This window comes from Streptomyces sp. P9(2023) (assembly GCF_032436795.1).
Classification (GTDB): Bacteria; Actinomycetota; Actinomycetes; order Streptomycetales; family Streptomycetaceae; genus Streptomyces.
The window spans coordinates 41,107-63,828 of the sequence record NZ_JAUPWM010000010.1; the positions used below are offsets into that span (position 1 = coordinate 41,107).

The window sequence follows — 22,722 nt, forward strand, 5'->3', positions numbered from 1 at the left end:
AAGAGAACGGACCCATGGGGGCATGGTGAAGAGCGAAGACATCCCGTCGATACCGGACGCGGCATGGCTGGAGGAGCGGCTGGGGGAGGGTTCCCTCTGGCGGCCTTCCGAGGCGGATCTGCCGCCGGAGCTGACTCACGCCGGCTCCAGGGATTTCCTCCTGAGAGTCGGCTTCCCCGCCGTACACCTGGACGCCGTCGGAATCGACACCAGGCACCTGCGGGACGAGGACGCGCTGGAACCGTGCGACGCGGACGAGTTCTACGGGAACCGCTACCCCGACGACGACTCCCCGCCGGTGAACTTCTGCTTCACCGTAGCCCTCCAGAACGACCAGCACCTGATGCTCGAAGCGGCGGACGGCGGCATCACCCACTACGACCCCAACGGCTGGGACCACGCGGACGGCTGGCAGGGCCCGGCCTCCGAGTCCCTCCCCGCGCTGGCCGTGCTCCTCGGCCTGATCGCCGAGTCGTCCGACGCGCTGGAAACCTCCGACGACACCGCCCGAGCGGCGGCCGTCACCGCTCTCCGCGAGCGCATGACCGTCGGGGACCTGCTGGTGCACGACTCGGAGTTCTGGGACCAGGTTTTCGAGGACCTGATCTGACGGACCGACCGCGTCCACGCGGCCCGTGCCGGCGACCGGCCGCGCACCCGCGCGGAGACCTGGCGTGTACCTGCCGCTAGAGTCACATGCTTGTTCGAAGGTGGGGAAGTCGACAGGGGAGGGCCATGTACACGGAACTCAGGGAGACGGCCACGGAGTTGGCCGGAGTCCTGTGGCGGGAACACACCGTGTACCGGGAGCGCGGCGGTGGGGTCGTGATCCGGGGCGAGCACGTGGAGCGCTGGATCAGCTTCGCGCCGACCGGGGGTAGGAACCAGGCCCGGCTGCGCGCCGGGCGTCTCCTCGACGGCGGCACCACGGCACCGGCCCGCTCCGAGACCGTGGTCGACCTCTCCGTCGGTACGGCCGAGCTGGCCGCGGTCTGCCGTCGCCTGCTCGCCGACGTCGCCGCGGCGGAGACGATCCCGCCGCCCCGGGCCCGTCGCGAGAAGGCCGCCCGCGCCGAGCGCCCGGCCGGATCGAGGACCGGGACCAAGGCCCCCCGCCCGCGTAAGAGCCGGCACACCGGCCTCGCCTCGTGGGTGGTGATGATCTGCGTCGCCGGCGTCGTGGGTCTGTGGGCGTACAGCGTCTTCGGCGCGTACGGGTACTAGACTAGGGCCCCGTGACGACGGCTGGGTCTCAAGGACGGCTCGTCCTTGAGACCCAGGCCGGTCGGGTCGGTAGGTTAGGCGGTCAGCACCGTCGGGCCGCTCAGAACCCCGTCACCGGGTAGTGGTCCGACAGGTTCGTGTACGTGTACTTCGTGCCCCAGCTGGAGACCGTCCAGGGCGCGCTCTGCTCCAGGACCACGTTGTTCGTCCAGTTCGCCGGGCGCGCGTTGCCCGAGCGGTACAGGACGTAGTCGAGGTCCTCGCGCGGGTCGTCCGGGTAGCGCTCGGAGGCGATCGAGTTCAGCTCGGTGTCGAAGGAGTACGGGCGACCGGTACGCGCGTCCGCGCCCACCAGGCCCGCGTCGGTCAGCATCGTGCCGTACTCGGAGGTCCGCGAGTCGACGTTCATGTCGCCGGCCACGATGACCTGCTCGTTCGCCGGGATGTTCTTGGCGTCGAGGAAGGCGTCCATCGCCTTGAACTGGCGGCTGCGCATCTGCGCCGCCTCGCCCGCCGAGCAGCCCGGGTCGGTGGACTGGGTGTGCGTGCCGACGACGTGGACCTTGGCGCCGTTCACGTCGAGGACGGTGTAGACGAAGCCCTTGTTCGAGTACCAGTCCGCGCCGCAGGCGTCCTTGTAGACGTACTGCTCCTTGCGGACGATCGGCCACTTGCTGAGGATCGTCACGCCGCCGTCCTCGGGCGTCGTGGCCGAGTAGGCGCCGCTCGTGGCGTCCCAACCGGTCTTGCTGCGGCCCATGACCGGCGTCTGGTACGGGTACTGCGCGGCCGAGTTCGCCTTGAGCGCGTCCGAGGAGGAGTTGTCGAACGCCTCCTGGATCACGACCACGTCCTGGCCCTGGTAGAAGGACGCGGCGGGTATCGCCTTGGCCCGGTGGTCCTGGCCCCAGTTGGGGTAGAGCGACTTGCTGAACAGGAAGGTGTTGTAGGTGAGCACCTTCAGGCGGGGCGTCTCGGCTGCGGAGGCCGAGGGGGCTGCGGTGGCCAGGGTCGCGGCGGCGAGCGCCAGGGACAGGGCGGCGCCGGAGGCACGACGGCGGTGTGCGGCGAGCGGCACGGAAACTCCCATATGTAGGTGGGGGGTTGGAGCAGCGCGCCACATCAAATCAGCCGTAGTTACCTTGCGGTAGCCATTGGGTGCCGGGAACCTTGCGCGGTCATGTCAGCATGAAGGTTGTGTATACAGGTTCGAAGGGCGCGGAAATCGTGGCTTGCCCAGCGGGTATCATGCGCGCATGACCCTCGCGCAGAATTCGACGATCTTCGACATGGACCTCGGTCCGCTCAACCCCGTCACGGCTGAGCTGATCCTTGGCGTGGTGCTGTTCGCCCTGACCTTCCTGATCCTGGCGAAGGGCATCCTGCCGAAGATCAACCGCACCCTCGCCGAGCGTGAGGACGCCACCGCGGGTGGCGAAGGCCGCGCCGACGGCCTCCGTGCCCAGGCCACGGCGATCCGCGAGCAGTACGAGGCCGAGCTGGCCGAGGCCCGCCACGAGGCCGCCCGCATCCGCTCGCAGGCCACCGAGGAGGGCGCGGCCGCCATCGCCGCCGCCCGTGCCGAGGGCAACCGTGAGCGCGACGCGATCCTGGCCGCCGGTGCCGAGCGCATCGCCGCCGAGCGCGACGCCGCCGAGCGCGAGCTCAACCAGGACGTCGAGGCCTGGGCCCGCGCCCTGGCCGGCCGTATCGTCGGCGAGCCGGTCGGCGCCGACCGCGGCTGACGCGCACCACAACCACCACGCACCATGTGATCGGGGCCGCGCCCCGGGCCGACGCCCGGGAAGCGGCCCCGATTCTTTTGTGCCCCTACGTCACTGTTGCCGCCTTTGCCGGAAACGCCCGGCAAGGCGCAGGCTGAGAGCATGAGGAGAACGCCCGTATGACCGAACCGCGCCCGCCCCAGCCACCCCCCGTCGGCGGTGTCCTCTGGAGCGTCGCCGGGGACATCCGCGGGCTCCTCATGCTGCCCTCCGCCCTGGCCCTCCAGGTCGCCCACCCCGCCGTCGGCGCGGGCGTCGACGAGCACTCGGTCTTCCGGACCGACCCCTGGGGCCGCGGCGAGCGCTCGCTGCGCTCCGCGCTGCTCTGGGTGTACGGCGGCGAGGCCGCGATCGAGGAAGGGCGCCGGCTCCGCACGCTGCACCGGACCATCCAGGGCACCGACGCCCACGGCCGGCGCTACCACGCGCTGACCCCGTCCCACTACTCCTGGGTGCACGCCACCGGCTTCCCCGTCTACCACCACGGCCTGCGCCTGCTGCACCGCCCGCTCACCGAGGCCCAGGAACGGCAGCTCTACGCGGAGTGGCTCCAAGTCGGCCGCATCCTCGGCATCCACGACCGGGACATGCCACAGACGGTCGAGGAGTTCTGGCCGTACTACCGCAAGATGCTCGGCGAGCTGGAGGCCACCGTCGTGCTGCGCGAGCTGGTCGCCACCGATCAGCCGGTACCGCCGCCCGACCGCGGTCCCCTGCCGCTACGGCTGCTGCTCCGGGCGGTGTGGCCGCTGATCCTGCCCCGCCTCGCCCGCTTCCGCGCCTTCGTCACCGTCGGCCTGATGCCCCCGGACGCCCGCGAGGCCGTCGGCCTGGAGTGGACCGACGAGCAGGAGCGCCGGCTCCGCCGCTTCGCCCGGATCGTACGGGCCATGGTGCCCGTACTCCCCGAACGGCTCCGCTACCTGCCCATCGCGCGTGAAGCTCGCCGCGAGGCGAGGCTCAGCGGGCGAGCCCCCCGCGCCTGATCACCTCCGCGTACCAGCGCGCGCTGTCCTTCGGCGTACGGCGCTGGCTCGGGAAGTCCACGTACACGATCCCGAACCGCTTGCCGTACCCGTAGGCCCACTCGAAGTTGTCCAGGAGCGACCAGAGGAAGTACCCGCGCACGTCGGCGCCGTCGGCGAGCGCGCGGTGCGTCGCCGCCAGGTGGGCGTCGAGGTACGCCACCCGCTCCGGGTCGTGGACGTTCCCCTCCGGGTCGGCGTAGTCGTCGTACGCCGCGCCGTTCTCGGTGATCAGCAGCGGTACGCCCGGCAGCTCGTCGCGCAGCCGGACAAGCAGCTCGTACAGGCCGTCCGCGTCCACCGGCCAGTCCATCGCCGTGCGCGGCCCGGGCGCCGCCTCGAACCGCACCTGCTCCGGCGCGCCGGGATACGGCGACGGGGACTCCGAGACGCCGGCGCCGACCACGGCGGGGGTGTAGTAGTTCACGCCGAGCGAGTCGATGGGCGTGGAGATCGCCTCCAGGTCGCCGTCCCGGACGAACGACCAGTCCGTGATCCGGGCGGTGTCCTCGACCAGATCGGCCGGGAGCCGGCCGTGGAAGACCGGGTCGAGGAAGATCCGGTTGGCGACGGCGTCGATACGGCGGGCCGCGTCCGTGTCCTCGGGGGAGTCCGACAGTGCACGGATCGCGTGCAGGTTGAGGGTCAGCGAGAGCTCCGCCGAGGCGGGCACGGCCGCCCGCAGCGCCCGCGCGGCCAGGCCGTGGGCGAGGTTGAGGTGGTGGGCGGCGCGCAGGGCGGCCGCGTCGTCGGTGCGGCCCGGGGCGTGCATCCCGTTGCCGTAACCGAGGAAGGCCGAGCACCAGGGCTCGTTGAGGGTCGTCCAGGTGGTGATCCGGTCGCCGAGCGCCTCGGCGGCGAGCCCCGCGTACTCCGCGAAGCGCTCCGCGGTCACCCGCTCCGGCCAGCCGCCCGCGTCTTCCAGCTCCTGCGGCAGGTCCCAGTGGTAGAGCGTGGCGACCGGCCGGATCCCGGCGTCGAGCAGCTCGTCGGCCAGGCCCCGGTAGAAGTCGAGCCCCTTCTGGACGGCCGGACCGCGCCCGGTCGGCTGGACCCGGGACCAGGAGAGCGAGAAGCGGTAGTCCGTGAGGCCGAGATCCTTCATCAGGGCCACGTCCTCGCGCACGCGGTGGTAGTGGTCGGCGGCGATGTCACCGGTGTCGCCGTTGCGCACCTTGCCCGGCGTACGGCTGAAGGTGTCCCAGATGGACGGGGTACGGCCGTCCTCGGCGGCGGCCCCCTCGATCTGGTAGGCGGCGGTGGCCGCGCCCCAGCGGAAGCCGTCAGGGAAGAGAGCGTTCATGGACGGAGAACTCCTGTGAGAGTAGGAGGGATACGGTCTGCCCGGCACGGTGGGCCCGGGGGAGACCGGCCCGAGGCGGCCACGGAGCTCAGCCCTTCACGGCGCCCTGCATGATGCCGCCGACGATCTGCCGGCCCAGCAGGCCGAAGACGAGCAGCACCGGCAGCGTGCCGAGCAGGGTGCCCGCCATGATCACGGACTGGTCGTGGACGTAGCCGCCGCCGAGCTGGCGGAGCGCGACCTGCACGGTCGGCTCCTGCGAGGACAGCGCGATGATCGGCCAGAAGAAGTCGTTCCAGGCGGCCATGAAGGTCAGCAGCCCGAGCACCGCCATGCCCGGCCGGGCGATGGGCACCACGATCGACCAGAAGATCCGGGCCGAGGACGCCCCGTCGACCCGGGCCGCCTCGATCAGCTCGTCCGGCAGGGACTGCACCAGGTACTGGCGCATGAAGAACACCCCGAAGGCCGAGACGAGACCCGGCAGGATCACCGACTGCAGCTGGTTCACCCAGCCCAGCTCGGCGATCAGCATGAAGAGCGGGATCACCCCGAGCTGCGGCGGGATCATCATCGTGCCGACGGTGATCGCGAGCAGCGCGCCCCGGCCCCGGAACCGCAGCTTGGCGAAGGCGAACCCGGCAAGGGTGCAGCAGAGCACCGTGCCGACGGTGATCGAGCCGGAGACGACGAGCGAGTTGAAGAGGGCCTTCCCGATGTCCGCCTCCTCCATCACCGCCTCGAAGTTGCGGAACAGGTTGGGCCCCGGCAGCAGAGTCGGCGGCACCTGCGCGAGATCGGCGTTGGAACGGCTGGCGGCGACGATCGTCCAGTAGAACGGGAAGGCCGAGACGAGGACGGCGAGGATCAGGATCGCGTACGTGATCTTGCCCCCGCGCCCGGTACGGCCGGCGACTCGCGTGGTCACGCCCGGCCCTCCTTCCGCGAACGGCGCCGCACGATCAGGGCGTTGACCCCGACGAGGACGAGAATCAACAGGAACATCAGCCAGGCGATGGCGGCGGCGCGGCCGAGATGGAAGTAGCCCCAGCCCTGCTCGTACAGATAGAGCCCGAGCGTCTGGTACTGGTGCGAGATGCCGCCCGAGATCGATCCCTCGAAGAGCAGTGGCTCACCGAAGAGTTGGGTCGCGCCGATGGTGGAGACGACCGTGGTGAAGACGATCGTGGGCCGCAGCCCGGGCAGGGTCACGTGGAAGAACTGCCGCCAGCGCGAGGCCCCGTCCATCTCCGCCGCCTCGTACAGCTCGGAGGGGATGGACTGCATGCCCGCGAGGTAGATCAGCGCGTTGTAGCCCGTCCAGCGCCAGATCACGATCGACGAGACGGCGATCTGCGAGGCGAGTGTGGAGTTCTGCCAGTCGACCGGGCCGAAACCGACCAGCGAGAGCGCGTAGTTGACCAGCCCGTAGTCATGGCCGAAGAGCTGGGCGAAGACGAGTGTGGCGGCGGCGACGGAGGTCGCGTACGGCAGCAGCATCGCGGTACGGAAGAACGTCCGGCCACGGAGCTTGTAGTTGAGCAGATGGGCGAGACCGAGGGCCATCGCGAGCTGCGGCACGGTGGACAGGACTCCGATGGTGAACGTGTTGCGGAGCGCGGTCCAGAAGAACTCGTCGGTGAGCAGCGCCGCGTAGTTGCCGAAGCCGCGCCACTCCATGTCGCCGGGGGTCTGCAGCTCGACGCGGTAGAGCGAGACGAAGGCGGTGTAGAGCAGCGGGAAGAGGCCGAACGCCGCGAAGAGGGTGAAGAACGGGGCGATGTAGGCGTACGGGACGAGTGCGGACCGTCTGCGGCGGCGCGCCGGTCCTTGGGAGGACCGGGCCGACGACGGCGGGACGGGTGCCGCCGTCGGCCCGGAGGCGGTCAGGGTCACGGTGCGGCCCTTCGGGTCGGGTGGAGCGGGTACGGTTCGCGACTGCGGCGGCGGGGGCCGGGAGCGGGCCCCACGCCAGGGTCAGGGCCCGGTGGCGGGCCCCCACCCCTGGGTCAGGGCCCGGTGGCGGGCACCCCGACCCATGGGTCAGGACCCGGCGTGGGGTCCCCACCCCCGGGTCAGCCGACGGCGTTCTCGACGCCCTTCTGCGCGTTCGACCACGCCTTGTCCGGCGCGGTGCCCTTGCGCTCCACCTCGCTCAGCGCGTTGGTGATCTGGTCGGCGACGTTCTTGTCATGGACCCCGAGCACCTGCACCGGCGCCTCCTTGGCCGCGTCGCCGAAAATCTGCCCGATCGGCGCACCGGAGAAGTACGGGTCCGTTGCGGTCGCTACCTGGGCGATGGCACCGGTCGAGGACGGGAAGTTGCCCTGCTTCTTGAAGAGCGTGGCCTGCTGCTCGGGGGCGGTGAGCCACTTGATCAGCTCGTACGCCTCCTTCTTGTGCTTGGCCGCACGCGGGACGGAGAGATACGAACCGCCCCAGTTCCCGGCGCCGCCGGGCAGCTTGGCGATGTCCCACTTGCCCTTGCCGGCGTCACCGGCCTGGCCCTTGATGTAGCCGAGCATCCACGCGGGGCAGGGGAGTGTGGCGAAGGAGCCGGTGGAGAACGCCTGGTTCCACTGCGGCGACCACTGGTCGAGCTTGGCGCTCAGACCCACCTGCGCGGCCTTCGTCGAGGTCTCCCACGCGGTCTTCACGGCGGGGTTCTCGGCGTAGATGAGCTTGCCCGAAGCGTCGTAGTACCGCTCCTTCTCCTGGCCGATCATGACCGCGTACAGGCTGCCGACGCTGTCCACCCAGGAGCTCTTGGCCGGGGCCTTGGCCCTGTACTGCCGGCCGAGCTCCAGGTAGCCGTCCCAGCTGGACCACTTCTGCGCCAACTCGGTCCGGTCCGTGGGGAGTCCGGCCTGCTTGAACAGGTCGGTGCGGTAGCACATGGCCTCCGGGCCGACGTCCGTGCCGAGCCCGAGGACCTTGCCGTCCTGGGTGGTCGCGGCGGACCACTTGGCGTCGGCGAACTCTCCCTTCAGCTCGTCCGCGCCGTACTTCTTCAGGTCCTCGAACTTGTCCGACTGCTGCTGGGTGACGGAGGCGATCCGGCCGACCTCGATGCCCTGGACGTCGGCGAGCCCGCCCCCGCCGGCCAGCCGGGTCTGGAGCGACTTCCAGTAGTCCTGCTCGTCCTCGGTGTCGCTCTGCTTGATCGTCACGTTCGGGTGGGCCTTCTCGTACGCGGCGTAGAGCCCGGCCTCCTTGTAGCCGAACGAGCCGAAGAGGTCGACGGTGATCGTGACCTTTCCGCCCGCGCTGTCGGACGTGCCGTCGGATCCACCGGATCCGCAGGCGGCGAGCAGGACCCCGGCAAGGACGACCGCGCCGATCCGTACGGCGGTGGTCGTTCTGGCGGCTCGGGCTGTGGGCATGGGAAGCCTCCGTCGTGAGAGCGCTCTCAGGAATGCGTCTGGAGCGTGCCTCCCGGCCGAGGTTCCCGTCAAGAGTCGAACGAGTAACAGCTCGGTACACGGCGGAACTTGTCCGCGCGCTTCAGGAGCTGTACGCGAGTCGATCTCCGGGGGAGTCGGGTCAGGCGGAGGCCCGGCGGACCAGCTCGGTCGCGGTGATCACGGGCTCGGGGACGCCCGCGCCGTCCAGGGTGCCCATCAGTAGTCGAACCATCAACCGCCCCATTCCTTCGATGTCCTGACGGACCGTCGTGAGTTGCGGATCGGTGGCCTCGGCCACCGGAAGCATGTCGTCGAAGCCGACAAGCGCCACGTCGTCCGGGACGCGCCGGCCGTGCTCGCGCAGCACGCGCAGCGCACCCGACGCCATGAGGTCGTTGGCGGCGAAGACGGCGTCCAGGTCGGGGCGGCGGCGCAGGAGTTCGGTCATCGCGCGGGCCCCGCTCGCCTCCGTGAAGTCGCCCTCGGCGACCAGCTCCGATCCGGCGTCCGGCAGTTCGTCACGGTAGCCGTCGAGCCGGTCGAGCGACGAGGTCTGGTCGCCAGGCCCGGTGATGTGCGCGATGTTCCGGCGGCCGAGCGAGCGCAGATGGCGCACGGCGGTACGGGCGCCGCCCCGGTTGTCGCAGTCGACGTACGGTACGGGAGGGTCGCCCGCGGGCCCCGTCCACCCGGGCCGCCCGCCGAAGACCGTGGGCACCTGGGCGCGCCGGACGATCTCCGGGAGCTGGTCGTCGTTGTGCAGCGAGAAGGCGAGCGCCCCGTCGACGTGCCCGCCGCCGAGATAGCGGGCGATCCGCTCGTGGTCACCCGGCCCCTCCACCCAGAGCAGGACCAACTGGGCGTCGAACGCGGTCAGTTCGCGGCTGATGCCGCGCACCTGCTGCTCGAAGAAGGGGTCCGAGAAGATCCGGAACTCCGGCTCGGCGATGATCACGGCGACGGCGCCGTTGCGCCGGGTCACCAGGGTCCGCGCGGCGTGGTTGGGGATGTACCCGAGCTCCGCGACGGCCTCGCGCACCTTCTCCGCGAGCGCGTCCCGGACCCCGGCCCCGCCGTTGACGACACGGGACACGGTCGCCCGGGACACCCCGGCGCGCGCGGCGACGGCTTCCAGGGTCGGGCGGGTCCCGGACGTCGTTTCGCTCAAGGCTGGCTCCCCACGGGCACGGCTGGTGCGACGTTGCTGACAGCGTCGAGGGTAACTCCTGGTCGGGCGGGGCGAGGGCGGAGGGGAAAGCGCTCTCAGCGTCGTGCCGCGTCCGCCACGGGGCCCGGCGCTCCGCGAGCCGGTGCCCGCGCCGTCGAACGCGGGGCTGGCCGTGACCGTCCGACCCCGCGTCGGCCTCGCGTCGGACGCGGTGCTGGACGTCCCGTCCGCCCTGGCCTCGGCCGTCGCGTCGGACGCGGCGGTGGCGCGCTGCCGGCTCGTCGGCGCCCACACCTGCGCGGCGAGTGCCGGACGGCGGTGCTCGGCGTCCGGCGCGGCCCCCCGGCAGCAGGCACGGCGCCGGGGCCGCCTCGCCCCCGCGCCCGTCAGTCCGCCCGTCGCAGGAAGGCGCTGCCGGCTCGCCGGTCTCCGTACGTGCGCGGCGTGTGCCGGGCGGTGCGCAGCGTCAGACCCTGCCGCCCGGCAGTCGGAACGGCGCCGGGCGCCGCGCGCCGCCCTTGGTCTGCTCCCGCGCCGTGTGCTCAGCTCGTTCGTCGCAGCACGGCGCTGCCGGCTCACCCGTGCCCGCACCTGCGCGGCGTATGCCGGACCCGGGCGGCGGTGCTCGGCGTCCGGCGCTGCCCCCCCGGCAGCCGGAACAGTGCCGGGGCCGCCTCGCCCCCCGCCCGCCCGTCAGTCCGCCCGTCGCAGCACGTTCACGTCCGGCAGGGCGCGGTGGCGGTGGTGGGCCGCCGCGATCTCCGCGAGTGCCGGGCGGCCGAGGGCCTGGTAGGCCAGGGTCAGCAGTTCGTGCGCGTGCTGCTCGTGCTCCGTGCGGCCGTACGACGCCCAGTGCAGGTCGCGGCCGAGGGCCAGCGCCTCCGCCGGATCGCCCGCCGCCGCCCGCCGCAGGGCCTCGTCACGGGCCGCGCGTACGGCCTCGGCGTCGTCGAACAGGTCCTGCACGAACGTGCCGAAGCGGTGGGGGTCCGCCGCGCCCAGCGGCGGCCGGTCGAGCGCCGTCGCCCCGGAGACCAGCGCGCCCGCGCCGTCCAACGTTGTGAGCCGGGCGTCGTCGACGGGCGCCCGCCGGTACACGTACGCCTGGGAGTACGCGAGCCCCGTCTCCGTGCGCTCGCCGGTCTCGAAGCCGGTCAGCACCGTCCGCAGCCGGCCGACATCCGCGAGCCGCGCGAGCTCCGCCTCGTCGCCCTCGGCCGCGTAGTCGGCGAGATCGCGCTCCGCCGCCTCGATCCGCGCCCGTACCGCCTCCAACGGCGTGCGGTGGCACCGCTCGATCTCCCCGCCGTCACCTGTGTAGTACGAGGCGACTCCGTCGCACCTGCGCCCGTCGTCCGACCAGAGCCCGAAGTGCAGGCCGTCGGAGCCGCCGTGCAGGAAGGTGAGGAACTCCGGCGGATCGCGGTAGTACCGCCCGTGCACCCGTACGTCGAGACCGTCCCGGGGGAGCGCCGACCCGTCCGCGAACAGGTCCGTCACCCCGCACGGCGCGAACTCCAGATCCGCCAGCGCCCGGCGCTCGACCGGGCCGAGCGCGGCCAGGAAGTCCGCGAACCGGAAGGAGGAGTCCGGGAGTTCGAGCCCCCACTCCGCCTCGACCCGTCGCGCCACGGCCTCCCGTACCGCCTGGTCGCCGTACCGCTCCGTCCCGACCGACACCGCCACCTCGTCCGCTCCCGTCCGCCGTCAGTCCCCCCGTTCCATACCGCCGGGAGCCTATCCACCAGCGCGCGGACGCGCCCCGCCCCGCCCCGGGCGAGGGCGCGTCCCCGGCTTCCTCAGTGATCCTCGTGCTCGTGGATCGTGTTCGTCTCCGCGATCTTCTTCCACGACTTCGGCCGCACCGGCCGCTCAGCCCCGGAGGCCGGCGCGGCCCACGACCTGGCCGACACCCCCGCCGCCACCGTCGACGCCGCCGGCTTCACCGGCTCGTACAGCCAGGTGTCGAAGAGCGCGGCCAGCGGCTTGCCCGAGACGCGCTCCGCGTACGTCACGAAGTCCTGCACCTTGGCGTTGCCGTACGCGAACTCCGTCGGCCAGCCCTTCAGGATCGCGAAGAAGTCCTCGTCGCCGATCTCGTTGCGCAGCGCCTGGAGCGCCAGCGCGCCCCGGTCGTACACGGCGACATGGAACTGGTCGTCCGGCCCCGGGTCGCCCGGCTTCACCGTCCAGAACGGGTCGTCGGCGCCCCGCGACGCGTACACGTAGTCCGCCAGCTCCTGCGCCGTCCCCTCGCCCTCCTTCTCCGACCACAGCCACTGGCTGTAGCGCGCGAAGCCCTCGTTGACCCAGATGTCCTTCCACCGGTCCACCGAGACGCTGTCGCCGTACCACTGGTGTGCCAGCTCGTGCACGACGATCGACGCGTTCGCCCCGTTGGCGAACTGCCGGGGGCTGTAGAACGGCCGGGTCTGGGTCTCCAGCGCGAACCCGCTGGTCACGTTGGGAACGTAGCCCCCGAGCGCGTTGAAGGGGTACGGCCCGTAGACCTCCTCCAGCCACTCCGCGATCTCGGTCGTCCGCTCGATCGAGGCCCGCGCCGCGCCCGCGTTGTCGCCGAGGTCCTTGCTGTACGCGTTGAGGACGGGGATCCCGTTCGCCGTCCGGTCCGTCGTGATGTCGAACCTGCCCACCGCGAGCGTGGCCAGATAGGTCGCCTGCGGCTTGTTGGAACGCCAGTTGAAGCGGGTCCAGCCGAGCCGCGAGGACTGCGACTGGAGCACGCCGTTGCTGATCGCCTGCGTGCCGTCCGGTACGGAGACCGAGACGTCGAAGGTGGCCTTGTCCAGGGGGTGGTCGTTGGACGGGAACCACCAGGCGGCCGACTCCGGCTCCTGCGCGGCGACGCCGCCGTCGGGCGTGCGCTGCCAGGCGGTCCAGCCGCCGATCTTCACCTCGGAGGGCTTGCCCGCGTACCGCACGACGACCGAGATCGTACGGTTCTTCTCCAGCGGGGTCGCCGGGGTGATCTCCAGCTCCTGCTGTCCGCTGGTGGCGAACCGGGCCTTCCTGCCGTTCACCCGCACCTCGCTGACCTTCAGTCCGAGGTCGAGGTTGAAGCGGGAGAGGTTCTGCGTCGTGGTGGCGAGGATCGTCGCCGTGCCCTCCAACAGGTCCGTCGCGGGCTGGTACTTCAGCCGCAGATCGTAGTGGGAGACGTCGTAGCCGCCGTTGCCACTGGCCGGGTAGTAGGGGTCGCCGATGCCCGATGCGCCCGGAACGTAGTCGGCGGCCGATGCCGGGATCGCCAGCAGGAGAGAGGCCGCGAGTGCGCTCGGAACGACAAGTCTGCGGTGCACGAGAGCTCCATCGGTATGAGGTCGGTAAGAAGCACGAATGGTGTTCGCTCCTTAGCGACGCTATTCAGCCCAGTGATGCCCCGTCACGTCCAGAGGACCCCCTTTCACACGATCGCCATTCGGCCGAAACGAACCCTCTGGGCGTACTCGTCCCCTCCCGTTCCCGACGGCCCTCTGTTGCACGGGAGTTGACGACGGTACGTTCCGCCCCATGCCGATACGTGTGCGGAGAACCCGCGGAGCCCGTCTGTCGTGCAGAACCCTCACCGTGGCCGCCACGGCCGCCCTGCTGTCCGCCCTCGTCTCCCCGTCCGGCGCCGCCGCGCAGATGACCGACCGGGCCGTACGGGAGTCCAGGCCCGTGTACTCCTACGGCGACGCGATACGCGAGTCCGTCTGGGTGGACACCGGTCTCGACGGCGACGGCGACGGCCGCACCGACCGGGTCGCGGCCGACATCGTCCGCCCCCGCGAGACCGCGGCCGCCGGCCGGAAGATCCCGGTCATCATGGACGCCAGCCCGTACTACGCCTGCTGCGGACGCGGCAACGAGAGCCAGAAGAAGACCTACGACGCCGCCGGGAACCCGGTCCAGGTCCCGCTCTTCTACGACAACTACTTCGTGCCGCGCGGCTACGCCTTCGTCGCCGTCGACCTCGCCGGCACCAACCGCTCCGACGGCTGCGACGACGTCGGCGGCCGCTCCGACGTCCAGTCCGCGAAGGCGGTCGTGGACTGGCTGAACGGCCGCGCGCGCGGCTACACGACCCGTACCGGCGCCGAGCGGGCCAAGGCCACCACCTGGTCCACCGGCAAGGTCGGCATGATCGGCAAGAGCTGGGACGGCACCGTCGCCAACGGCGTCGCCGCCACCGGCGTCGAGGGCCTGGAGACGATCGTCCCGATCGGCGCGATCTCCTCCTGGTACGACTACTTCCACTCCCAGGGCGCCCCGCTCTACAACGCCAACCCGAGCTGGCTCTCCGAGTACGTCAACAGCCCCGAGGCGAACGCCCGTTGTGGCGCCGTCCAGGAGCGCGTCACCGCCGGCACCCCGTACAGCGGCGACTGGACCCCCGCCTGGAGCGAGCGCGACCACGTCCCGGACGCCCGGAAGGTCCGGGCCAGCGTCTTCGTCGTGCACGGGCAGCAGGACCTCAACGTCCGCGCCAACCAGTTCGGCCAGTGGTGGGACGCCCTCGCCGCTCAGGGCGTCGAGCGCAAGATATGGCTCTCCCAGACCGGCCACGTCGACCCCTTCGACTTCCGCCGCGCCGACTGGGTCCGCACCCTGCACCGCTGGTTCGACAACCAGCTCCTCGGCTACGACAACGGCATCGACCGCGAGCCGATGGCCGACATCGAACGGGCCCCGGACCGCTGGACGACCGATCGCGTCTGGCCGCCGCGCGCCACCGAGCCCACCACCCTGCGCCCGGGCGCGGGCGGGGCGCCCCGCGCAGGCACCCTCGGCCGGACGCCCGCCGCCCCCGGCACCACGGAGACGTTCACCGACGACCCGGCCCTGGGCGAGACCGACTGGGCCGCGCGGATCGACGACCCGACCCCGGCCCAGGCCGGTTTCACCACCCGGCCACTCGCCCGTGACCTGCGGCTTGCCGGCTCCTCCACGGTGACCGTCACCGCCACCCCGACGACCGCGACCGCGCACCTGTCGGCCGTGCTCGTCGACCTCGGCCCCGACACCATCAGGGACTACGCGGCGTCCGGTGAGGGCATCACCACCCTCCCGGAGCGGTCCTGCTGGGGCGCGAGCACCGACGGCGACAGCGCCTGCTTCAAGGAGACGAAGGCACGGACGGCGGACGTCGGGTACACGGTCGTCAGCCGAGGCTGGGCGGACCTGGGTACGTGGGCGAACCCGAGGCAGGGCCGGCCGCTGACCCCGGGGAAGGCGTACACGATCACGCTGAAGCTGGCGGCCACCGACCATGTCGTCCCGGCCGGCCACCGGCTCGCCCTGATCGTCGGCGGCACGGACAAGGACCTCCTGGATCCTCCCTCGACCACCCCGACGCTCACCCTCGACCTCGCCCGGACGTCGGCGAAACTGGCCCTCGTCGGTGGCGCCGAGGCCTTCGCGCGGGCCACGGCCGGTACGGTCGACGCACGCTCGGCGCAGGCCGGGCCCCCGCTCACCGGTGTCGGGCCCGCGCGGTCGGACATCCCTGTCCCGGGTGAGGTCCGATGACCCGCAGACCGAGGCGCCGTTCCCGGCAGGCGCTCGCCCTCGTCGCGGGCGTCACCGCCCTCGGCCTTCCGCTGGTCGCCGTGGACGCCGAGGCACACGGCGGAGCGGCCCCGGCCGCACCCCCGCGGACCGGCTTCGAGACCAGCCACGGCGGCCGGTGGACCACCGAGGCGGAGGAGCGGGACTTCCTGGCAGCCGTCGACCGGGCGAGCGACCGGGTCGCGGTGCGGACCGTCGGCACGACGAAGCAGGGCCGCCCGATCCGGCTCGCCACGGTCGGCGCGGCGCCCCGTGGCGCGGACACGGCCGGCCCTGGGAAGGCCGCCCGCACCACCGTCCTCCTCGTCTGCACCCAGCACGGTGACGAGCCGTCGGGCCGGGAGGCCTGCCTGACCACCGTGCGCGACCTGGCGTACGCGCGGGACAAGGAGACCCTCCGCTTCCTCGCCCGTACGACAGTCCTCGTCGTCCCCACCGCCAACCCGGACGGGCGCGAGGCCGACACCCGGGGCAACGCCGACGGGATCGACGTCAACCGCGACCACCTCGCCCTGGCGACCGCCGAGGGCCGGGCGCTGGCCGCGCTCATCCGCGACCGGCGCCCCGAACTGGTCTACGACCTGCACGAGTACGACGGCACCTCGCCGTACTACGACAAGGACCTGCTCGCGCTCTGGCCGCGCAACCTCAACACCGACGCCCATGTGCACGACGAGGCCTACACCCTCTCGGAGTCCTACGTCCGGCCGGCCGCCAGGATCGCGGGCCTCAGCACCGGCGTGTACGGGATCTGGACCGACCCGCACACCGGGCAGCCGGTCAAACAGGTCGCGGGCGACGGCCAGGAGCGCATCCTGCGCAACACGGCCGGTGTCAAGCACTCCGTCGGCCTGCTCGTCGAGACCCGGATCGAGGCGCTCACCCAGGCCGACGCCGCCGACGACGCGGGCAACCGGCGGCGCCGGGTGACCACCCAACTCACCGCCCTGGAGGGCGCCTTCGACTATGTCGCCGAGCGGCGCGGCCTCCTCGGCGCGGCCACGGCGCAGGCCCGCCGCGCGGGCTTCGCCGATCGGGGACCGGTCCTCCTCGGCGGCGCCGACAACGATCCGGCCGAACCCGCCGAGACCGTCCAGGACCCGCCCTGCGGCTACCGCCTGGACGGCGCGCAGTACGCCGAGTTCGGCGACGAGCTGGCGCTGCACGGGGTCACGGTCCGCCGGGACGGCGACGGGGTGTTCGTCCCCCTGCGCCAGTCGCAGCGGGCGCTGGTCCCGCTGTTGCTGGACGGCCGGGCGACGTACCGGCTCACCACCGGACAGCCGGTGGAGGTGTGTTGACGGGCTGACCGGCTGCGTTGGTCCCGGACCTGGCGCGTCACCTGTGGTACCTGTGCTTGACGGGCACATTTGGTTTGTCCCGTAATGCCGTGAAAGGTGCCACCTGTGTCGCAGGAAGATCAGAGAGCGGGCGAGCCCGGGAGCGGTGGTGGCCGGCGAGGAGGCCGGGAGAGGCTGTCGGTGACGGCGGCCCTCCCGCGCCTCCCCGGACAGCACCCCAAGGCCCGGACCGACCGGATCGTGTTCGGCGTCACCGCCGTCCTCACCGTCGCCTTCGTGGTCTGGGGCGCCACGTCCACGGACAGCCTGGAGAGCGTCTCCAGCAAGCTCCTCGACGGGCTGATCCGTAACGGCGGCTGGGCGTTCATGCTCGCCGCGTCCGGCTTCGTCCTCTTCGCGCTGTGGCTCGCCATCAGCCGGTACGGCCGGATCACCCTCGGCCACGAGAGCGAGGCCCCGGAGTTCCGGACCGTGTCGTGGATCGCGATGATGTTCAGCGCGGGCATGGGGATCGGCCTGATGTTCTACGGGGTGAGCGAGCCGCTCGCCCACTACGGCACCCCGCCGCCCGGCACCAGCCCCGCCGACTCGGCCGAGAGGATGCAGGTCGCGATGGCGACCACCCTCTTCCACTGGACCCTGCACCCGTGGGCGATCTACGCCGTCGTCGGGCTCGCCATCGCGTACTCCACCTTCCGGCGGCGCAGGCGGCAGACCATCAGCGCCGTCTTCGTCCCGCTGATCGGCAAGCGGGCGGCGTACGGCGGGCCCGGCCGGGTCATCGACATCCTGGCGATCTTCGCGACCCTGTTCGGCTCGGCCGCCTCGCTGGGGCTCGGCGCGCTCCAGATCGGCAGCGGCGTCGAGGAGTTGGGGTGGATGGAGAAGACCGGCACCGGGCTGCTCGTCGGCATCATCGCCGTCCTCACCGTGGCCTTCGTCCTGTCGGCCGTCTCCGGTGTCGAGAAGGGCATCCAGTGGCTGTCCAACACGAACATGGTCCTCGCGCTGATCCTCGCCGTCTTCGTCTTCATCGCGGGCCCGACCATCATCGTGCTCGACCTGCTGCCCACCTCGATCTTCGCGTACTTCGGCGACCTGCCCCAGCTGGCCGGCCGGACCGAGGCCACCAGCGGCGAGAACATCCATGAGTGGCTGGGCAGTTGGACGGTCTTCTACTGGGCGTGGTGGATCTCCTGGACGCCCTTCGTGGGCATGTTCATCGCGCGCATCAGCCGGGGCCGGACCATCCGCCAGTTCGTCGGCGGGGTCATCCTCGTGCCGAGCGTGGTGAGTCTGGTGTGGTTCGCCGTCTTCGGCGGCACCGCGATGAAGCTGAGCGAGGAGGGCCGGCTGGCGGCGGAGACCACGCCCGAGGGGCAACTCTTCGGCGTGCTCCAGGAGTTCCCGATCACCGGGACCATGAGCCTGCTCGTGATGATCCTCGTCGGCATCTTCTTCGTGTCCGGCGCGGACGCCGCGTCGATCGTCATGGGCACGCTGTCGCAGCGCGGCACCTTCGAACCGACCCGTCCGGTGGTCATCTTCTGGGGCGTGGTGACCGGGGCCGTCGCCGCGATCATGCTGCTGATCGGCGACGGCCAGGGCGACGCGCTCGCGGGCCTGCAGAACCTCACCATCCTGGTGGCCGCGCCGTTCGCCCTCGTGATGATCGGCATGTGCGTGGCGCTGATGCGGGACCTGCGCAGAGACCCGCTCATCGTCCGGGGCGAGGTGGGCGAGGAGATCATCGAACTCGCCGTGATCGCGGGCCACGAGAAGTACGACGGCGACTTCGAGATCCGTATCGGACCCGGTACCACCACACCCGGCGACGGACAGTGACGGAGAGGACCCCCATGACCTACGGAACGCCCGGGCGCCTCACCGCGACGACGCTGCTGGCGGCGGGCCTGCTGCTCGGCCAGCAGTCGGCAGCCGCGCCGGCCTTCGGGGACGGCGGCAAGGTCGTCTGCCACGTCGCCAAGATGAGACAGGAGTCGGCCGACCTCCGCGCGAGGGCGGCCAGGCTTCGCAGCCTCGGCGCCACGGCGGAGGCGGAGCAGACCGCCGCCCGCGCGGACGCCCTCGACCGCCGCATCGGCAACTGCCTCGACGCGGAGAACTCGTCCCCGAACCCCTGGCCGTAGCCGCCGGACCGGACGGCGGGTGCTCGCACCCGGTCCGGTCCCGTCGGCCCGGACCGCCCCCTCAGCCGCAGGCCAGGTCCGCCGCCCGCCTCGCGCAGCCCCACGCGACCGTGACGCCCGCGCCGCCGTGGCCGTAGTTGTGCACCAGGCGGGCGCCGGACGGGAGCGTTTCGGCCGTGAGGCGGACGCCGCTCGTGCGGGACGGACGGAGGCCCACCCGGTGGCCGAGGACGCGGGCGTCGGCTATCTCCGGGCGGATGCGGGCACACCGTGCGACGATCGCCGCCGCCGTCGCCGGGTCGGGGGCGAGGCGCTCGTCGCCCTCCTGGGCCGTTCCGCCCAGGATCAGCCGACCAGGCTGCGGGAAGAAGTACGTCGTCTCGCTCGACGCCGCGTCCGCGGCCGTGAACCACTCCCCGATCCCCGGGTTCTCCACCAGCACCAACTGCCCCCGCACCGGCCGCAGTTCGGGGTCCGGTACGAGTTCCCTGGCACCGAGCCCCGCGCAGTCCACCACCACCCGCGCCGACCGCGCGGCCTCGCCGAAACCGGTCACCGTCCGCCGCTCCAGGACGCCGCCGGCCGCCTCCAGCCGGCCCCGCAGCCACTCCAGGTGGACCGGCATGTCGATCAGCGGCAGCCGCGCCGCGAGACCCGTGGCGTACGGCCCCGGCACCTCACGCCCCGCGAGCCGCCGCAGCCCCGAGACCTCCCGCGCCCAGTCGCCCAGGTCGGCCAGAGCCGTGTCGGCGTGGACGCCCGCCATCAGCCGGACCCCCGTCGCCACCGGATCCGCCGCGAGCTTCTCGTACACCCGCAGCGACTCAAGCGACCAGTCGCCCACCGACTCCGCCGGCTCGATCCGGTACGGCCACCACAGCGCCCCCGCCACCGCCGAGGTCGTCTCCGTCACCGGGTCCCGGGACCAGACCCGTACCCGAAGGCCGCGCTCCGCCAGTGTCAGGGCCGTCGTGAGACCTATGACCCCGCCGCCCACCACGATCACGTCGTCGCTCATGGCCGGACGGTACCGGGACCCGTTCGGGCGCACCACGGGGCGTCGAGCGGGTGGCATACGATTCATCCCCTGATGACTGCCACTCTCGTCGCCAAGGATCTCGCCGCCGGCCACGGCGAACGCTCCCTCTTCGCCGGCCTCGACCTCGTCGTCGCCCCCGGCGACGTCATCGGCCTCGTCGGCGTCAACGGCGCCGGCAAGTCGACCCTGCTGCGGCTGCTCGCCGGCCTCGACACCCCCGAGGAGGGCGAGCTGAAGCTGTCGCCGCCCACCGCGACCGTTGGCCACCTCCCGCAGGAGCCGGAGCGCCGCGAGGGCGAGACGGTCCGGGAGTTCCTGGCCCGCCGTACGGGCGTGGCGGCCGCGCAGGTCGCCATGGACGAGGCCACCCAGGGCCTGGTCGACGGGGCGCCCGGCGCCGACGACGCGTACTCCGTGAGCCTGGAGCGCTGGCTCGACCTCGGCGGCGCCGACCTCGACGAGCGGGCCGAGGAGGTCGCCGACTCCCTCGGCCTGACCGTCGGCCTCGACCAGCCGATGACCTCGCTCTCGGGCGGCCAGGCGGCCCGCGCCGGTCTCGCCTCCCTGCTCCTCTCCCGCTACGACGTCTTCCTCCTCGACGAGCCCACCAACGACCTCGACCTCGACGGTCTGGAGCGGCTCGAAGGATTCGTCCAGGGGCTGCGCGCCGGCACGGTCGTCATCAGCCACGACCGCGAGTTCCTCACCCGTACGGTCACCAAGGTCCTCGAACTCGACCTCGCCCAGCAGCAGATCACCCTCTACGGCGGCGGCTACGAGGCGTACCTGGAGGAGCGGGACACCGCACGCCGGCACGCCCGCGAGGGCTTCGAGGAGTACGCCGACAAGAAGGCCGCCCTCGAAGCACGCGGCCACATGCAGCGGTCCTGGATGGACAAGGGCGTCAAGAACGCCCGCCGCAAGGCCACCGACAGCGACAAACTCGGACGCAACGCCCGGAGCGAGGCGAGCGAGAAGCAGGCCGCGAAGGCCCGCCAGACGCAGCGGATGATCGAGCGGCTCGACGTCGTGGAGGAGCCCCGCAAGGAGTGGGAGCTGCGGATGGAGATCGCCTCCGCCCCGCGCTCCGGCTCGGTCGTGGCGACCCTGCGCGAGGCCGAGGTCCGGCGCGGCGACTTCCGCTTCGGCCCCGCCACCCTCCAGATCGACTGGGCCGACCGGGTCGCGATCACCGGCGCGAACGGGGCCGGCAAGTCCACGCTGCTCGCCGCGCTCCTCGGCCGCCTCCCGCTCGACGCGGGCGACGCGGTGCTCGGCTCGGGCGTCGTCGTCGGCGAGGTGGACCAGGCCCGCAAGCTCTTCCACGGCTCGGAGTCGCTGCTCGACGCGTTCTGCGCCGCCGTGCCCGAGACCGAGCCCGCGGAGGTACGGACCCTGCTGGCGAAGTTCGGCCTCAAGGCCGCCCACGTCCTGCGCCCCGCCACCACGCTCTCCCCGGGCGAGCGCACCCGCGCCGCGCTCGCCCTCCTCCAGGGCCGGGGCGTGAACCTCCTCGTCCTCGACGAGCCGACGAACCACCTGGACCTGCCGGCCATCGAGCAGCTGGAGGCCGCGCTCGACACGTACACCGGCACGCTCCTCCTGGTCACCCACGACCGGCGCATGCTGGACGCCGTCCGCACGACCCGGCGCGTCGAGGTCGCGGCGGGCAAGGTGACCGAACTCTGATGAGCGTCCCGTAACGCGGGCGGACGCGACGAAAGACCCGGTCGCGGAGCTGCACCGCTGCGATTTCGGGCGTGAACTGTACGAGTACGGCTATCGGCGCATTCCAGGAGACACCATGACCGACCTGTTGACCCGGCTCACCGCGATGCTGGACGACCTCGACGCCGATGTCGACGAGACGATCGACCTCGCGGACGAGATCGCCGCCTCGGGCGACGCGGCGCTCCTGCCCCGGCTCCAGGCCGAACTGGACCGCGCCCTCGTCGAGCGCAACGCCTACGCGCGCGAGCTCCTCGGCGGCGTCCTGGCCGCGATCGGCGGCCCGGACGCCCTCCCGGCGCTTCTGCGCGCCTCCTCGGTGGACCTCGGCGACGACCAGGACTCCCTGGCGGCGGAGATCGTCGACCTGGTCCAGACCGACCCGGACCGCTCCCGCGACCTCCTCCAGCCCCTGACGGAAGACGACGACCTGACGGTGGCCAACCGGGCCGAATGGGCCCTCCGCTTCCTGCCGAACACGTAACCCGCAGGCAACCCGGAGCACCTCCGCGTCGTCCTCCCGGGCGTGATCAACGACTTCGGCCCTTCCGCATACGACAACCTGGACGAATCCGAAGCAGTCAGGCCCGGGCCGCTCTGGCGCCATACCGTGTGGGTGGTGGGTTTCGCCCTGGCCGGTGTCGGACTCGGCTGGGCGACCGGCCTGTTCCGCATCACCCCGGAGCAGTACGGCCTGCCCGAAGCCGCCCCCGGCCCTCTGCTCCCCTACCTGGCCGCGTGGACCCTGATCGGTCTGGCCGCGGCCGGCGTGCTGCGGGCCGCGGCGGCCAAGGTGCCGGTCTACGCACCGGGGGTGATCTCCCTGGCGGTCACCGGGCTCGGGACCCGGCTCTCGCTCGGCTGGCGTCCCGAGTGGCCGGTGCTCGCCGGGATGGCGGCCGCCGCGCTGGCGGTCGCGGCGGGGTGGAGCCTCATGGCTCTTCGCCCTGTTCTCGGCGCCAAGAACGCCCGGCCGTAACGAGGGGACCGGCGAAAAAACGACGGGCCCGGCCTCTCGGCCGGGC

20 protein-coding genes are annotated in these 22,722 nt (G+C 72.1%); 11 read left to right on the top strand and 9 right to left on the bottom strand.

Annotation, left to right across the window (positions count from 1 at the left end; genetic code table 11):
• The first annotated feature begins 22 nt into the window (after positions 1-22).
• Both Q5762_RS16585 and Q5762_RS16590 read left to right on the top strand, forming a co-directional pair.
• Positions 23-610, top strand: a complete 588-nt coding sequence (locus Q5762_RS16585) for an SUKH-4 family immunity protein (protein ID WP_315892882.1) — start codon at positions 23-25, stop codon at positions 608-610.
• 125 nt (positions 611-735) lie between these two features.
• On the top strand, positions 736-1,224 hold the full coding sequence (locus tag Q5762_RS16590; protein ID WP_315892883.1) for a hypothetical protein: 489 nt from the start codon (positions 736-738) through the stop codon (positions 1,222-1,224).
• A gap of 100 nt (positions 1,225-1,324) precedes the next feature.
• On the opposite strand, the gene sph is transcribed toward Q5762_RS16590, so the two are convergent.
• Positions 1,325-2,314, bottom strand: coding sequence for a sphingomyelin phosphodiesterase (gene sph / locus Q5762_RS16595; RefSeq protein ID WP_315892884.1), 990 nt, complete (start codon positions 2,312-2,314; stop codon positions 1,325-1,327).
• A 166-nt stretch (positions 2,315-2,480) separates the two neighbouring features.
• On the opposite strand from sph, the gene Q5762_RS16600 reads away from it, so the two are divergent.
• Entirely contained in the window at positions 2,481-2,969 is a 489-nt protein-coding gene (locus Q5762_RS16600) for a hypothetical protein (protein ID WP_315892885.1), read from the top strand.
• A gap of 158 nt (positions 2,970-3,127) precedes the next feature.
• Positions 3,128-3,994 (top strand): oxygenase MpaB family protein, encoded by an 867-nt coding sequence (locus tag Q5762_RS16605; RefSeq protein WP_315892886.1) that lies wholly within the window; start codon positions 3,128-3,130, stop codon positions 3,992-3,994.
• On the opposite strand, the gene Q5762_RS16610 is transcribed toward Q5762_RS16605, so the two are convergent.
• From Q5762_RS16610 to Q5762_RS16640, 7 genes are all read right to left on the bottom strand, one after another.
• Complete coding sequence (locus Q5762_RS16610; protein ID WP_315892887.1) at positions 3,969-5,336, bottom strand: GH1 family beta-glucosidase; 1,368 nt, start codon at positions 5,334-5,336, stop codon at positions 3,969-3,971. The two genes, Q5762_RS16605 and Q5762_RS16610, sit on opposite strands and share 26 nt — an antisense overlap.
• Positions 5,337-5,424: 88 nt before the next feature.
• The gene (locus tag Q5762_RS16615) at positions 5,425-6,264 is read right to left on the bottom strand and encodes a carbohydrate ABC transporter permease (protein WP_315892888.1); all 840 of its coding nucleotides are present in this window, start codon (positions 6,262-6,264) and stop codon (positions 5,425-5,427) included.
• Entirely contained in the window at positions 6,261-7,232 is a 972-nt protein-coding gene (locus Q5762_RS16620) for a carbohydrate ABC transporter permease (protein ID WP_399495181.1), read from the bottom strand. Before Q5762_RS16620 ends, Q5762_RS16615 begins: the two co-directional genes overlap by 4 nt.
• Positions 7,233-7,411: 179 nt before the next feature.
• Entirely contained in the window at positions 7,412-8,719 is a 1,308-nt protein-coding gene (locus Q5762_RS16625) for an extracellular solute-binding protein (RefSeq protein WP_315892889.1), read from the bottom strand.
• A gap of 160 nt (positions 8,720-8,879) precedes the next feature.
• Positions 8,880-9,908, bottom strand: a complete 1,029-nt coding sequence (locus tag Q5762_RS16630; RefSeq protein ID WP_315892890.1) for a LacI family DNA-binding transcriptional regulator — start codon at positions 9,906-9,908, stop codon at positions 8,880-8,882.
• A gap of 693 nt (positions 9,909-10,601) precedes the next feature.
• On the bottom strand, positions 10,602-11,594 hold the full coding sequence (locus Q5762_RS16635; protein WP_315892891.1) for an ADP-ribosylation family protein: 993 nt from the start codon (positions 11,592-11,594) through the stop codon (positions 10,602-10,604).
• Between the two features lie 113 nt (positions 11,595-11,707).
• Positions 11,708-13,228: a M1 family metallopeptidase gene (locus Q5762_RS16640; protein ID WP_315892892.1), complete on the bottom strand. Its 1,521-nt coding sequence runs from the start codon at positions 13,226-13,228 to the stop codon at positions 11,708-11,710.
• A gap of 211 nt (positions 13,229-13,439) precedes the next feature.
• On the opposite strand from Q5762_RS16640, the gene Q5762_RS16645 reads away from it, so the two are divergent.
• The 4 genes from Q5762_RS16645 (at position 13,440) to Q5762_RS16660 (ending at position 18,930) form a co-directional block, all read left to right on the top strand.
• Entirely contained in the window at positions 13,440-15,440 is a 2,001-nt protein-coding gene (locus tag Q5762_RS16645) for a Xaa-Pro dipeptidyl-peptidase (RefSeq protein WP_315892893.1), read from the top strand.
• Positions 15,437-16,780, top strand: coding sequence for a M14 family metallopeptidase (locus Q5762_RS16650; protein ID WP_315892894.1), 1,344 nt, complete (start codon positions 15,437-15,439; stop codon positions 16,778-16,780). The genes Q5762_RS16645 and Q5762_RS16650 overlap by 4 nt, the downstream gene beginning before the upstream one ends.
• Before the next feature lie 180 nt (positions 16,781-16,960).
• Complete coding sequence (locus Q5762_RS16655; protein ID WP_315892895.1) at positions 16,961-18,625, top strand: BCCT family transporter; 1,665 nt, start codon at positions 16,961-16,963, stop codon at positions 18,623-18,625.
• A 14-nt stretch (positions 18,626-18,639) separates the two neighbouring features.
• Positions 18,640-18,930 (top strand): hypothetical protein, encoded by a 291-nt coding sequence (locus Q5762_RS16660; RefSeq protein ID WP_315892896.1) that lies wholly within the window; start codon positions 18,640-18,642, stop codon positions 18,928-18,930.
• A 61-nt stretch (positions 18,931-18,991) separates the two neighbouring features.
• Here Q5762_RS16660 and Q5762_RS16665 read toward each other — a convergent pair whose 3' ends face one another.
• Complete coding sequence (locus Q5762_RS16665) at positions 18,992-19,948, bottom strand: FAD-dependent oxidoreductase (protein ID WP_315892897.1); 957 nt, start codon at positions 19,946-19,948, stop codon at positions 18,992-18,994.
• 72 nt (positions 19,949-20,020) lie between these two features.
• On the opposite strand from Q5762_RS16665, the gene Q5762_RS16670 reads away from it, so the two are divergent.
• From Q5762_RS16670 to Q5762_RS16680, 3 genes are all read left to right on the top strand, one after another.
• Positions 20,021-21,658, top strand: a complete 1,638-nt coding sequence (locus Q5762_RS16670) for an ABC-F family ATP-binding cassette domain-containing protein (RefSeq protein ID WP_315892898.1) — start codon at positions 20,021-20,023, stop codon at positions 21,656-21,658.
• Positions 21,659-21,773: 115 nt separating this feature from the next.
• A complete protein-coding gene (locus Q5762_RS16675; RefSeq protein WP_315892899.1) occupies positions 21,774-22,181 on the top strand; it encodes a hypothetical protein in 408 nt (135 codons plus the stop codon).
• A gap of 135 nt (positions 22,182-22,316) precedes the next feature.
• Positions 22,317-22,676 (top strand): hypothetical protein, encoded by a 360-nt coding sequence (locus tag Q5762_RS16680; protein ID WP_315892900.1) that lies wholly within the window; start codon positions 22,317-22,319, stop codon positions 22,674-22,676.
• The last annotated feature ends 46 nt before the right edge of the window (positions 22,677-22,722 follow it).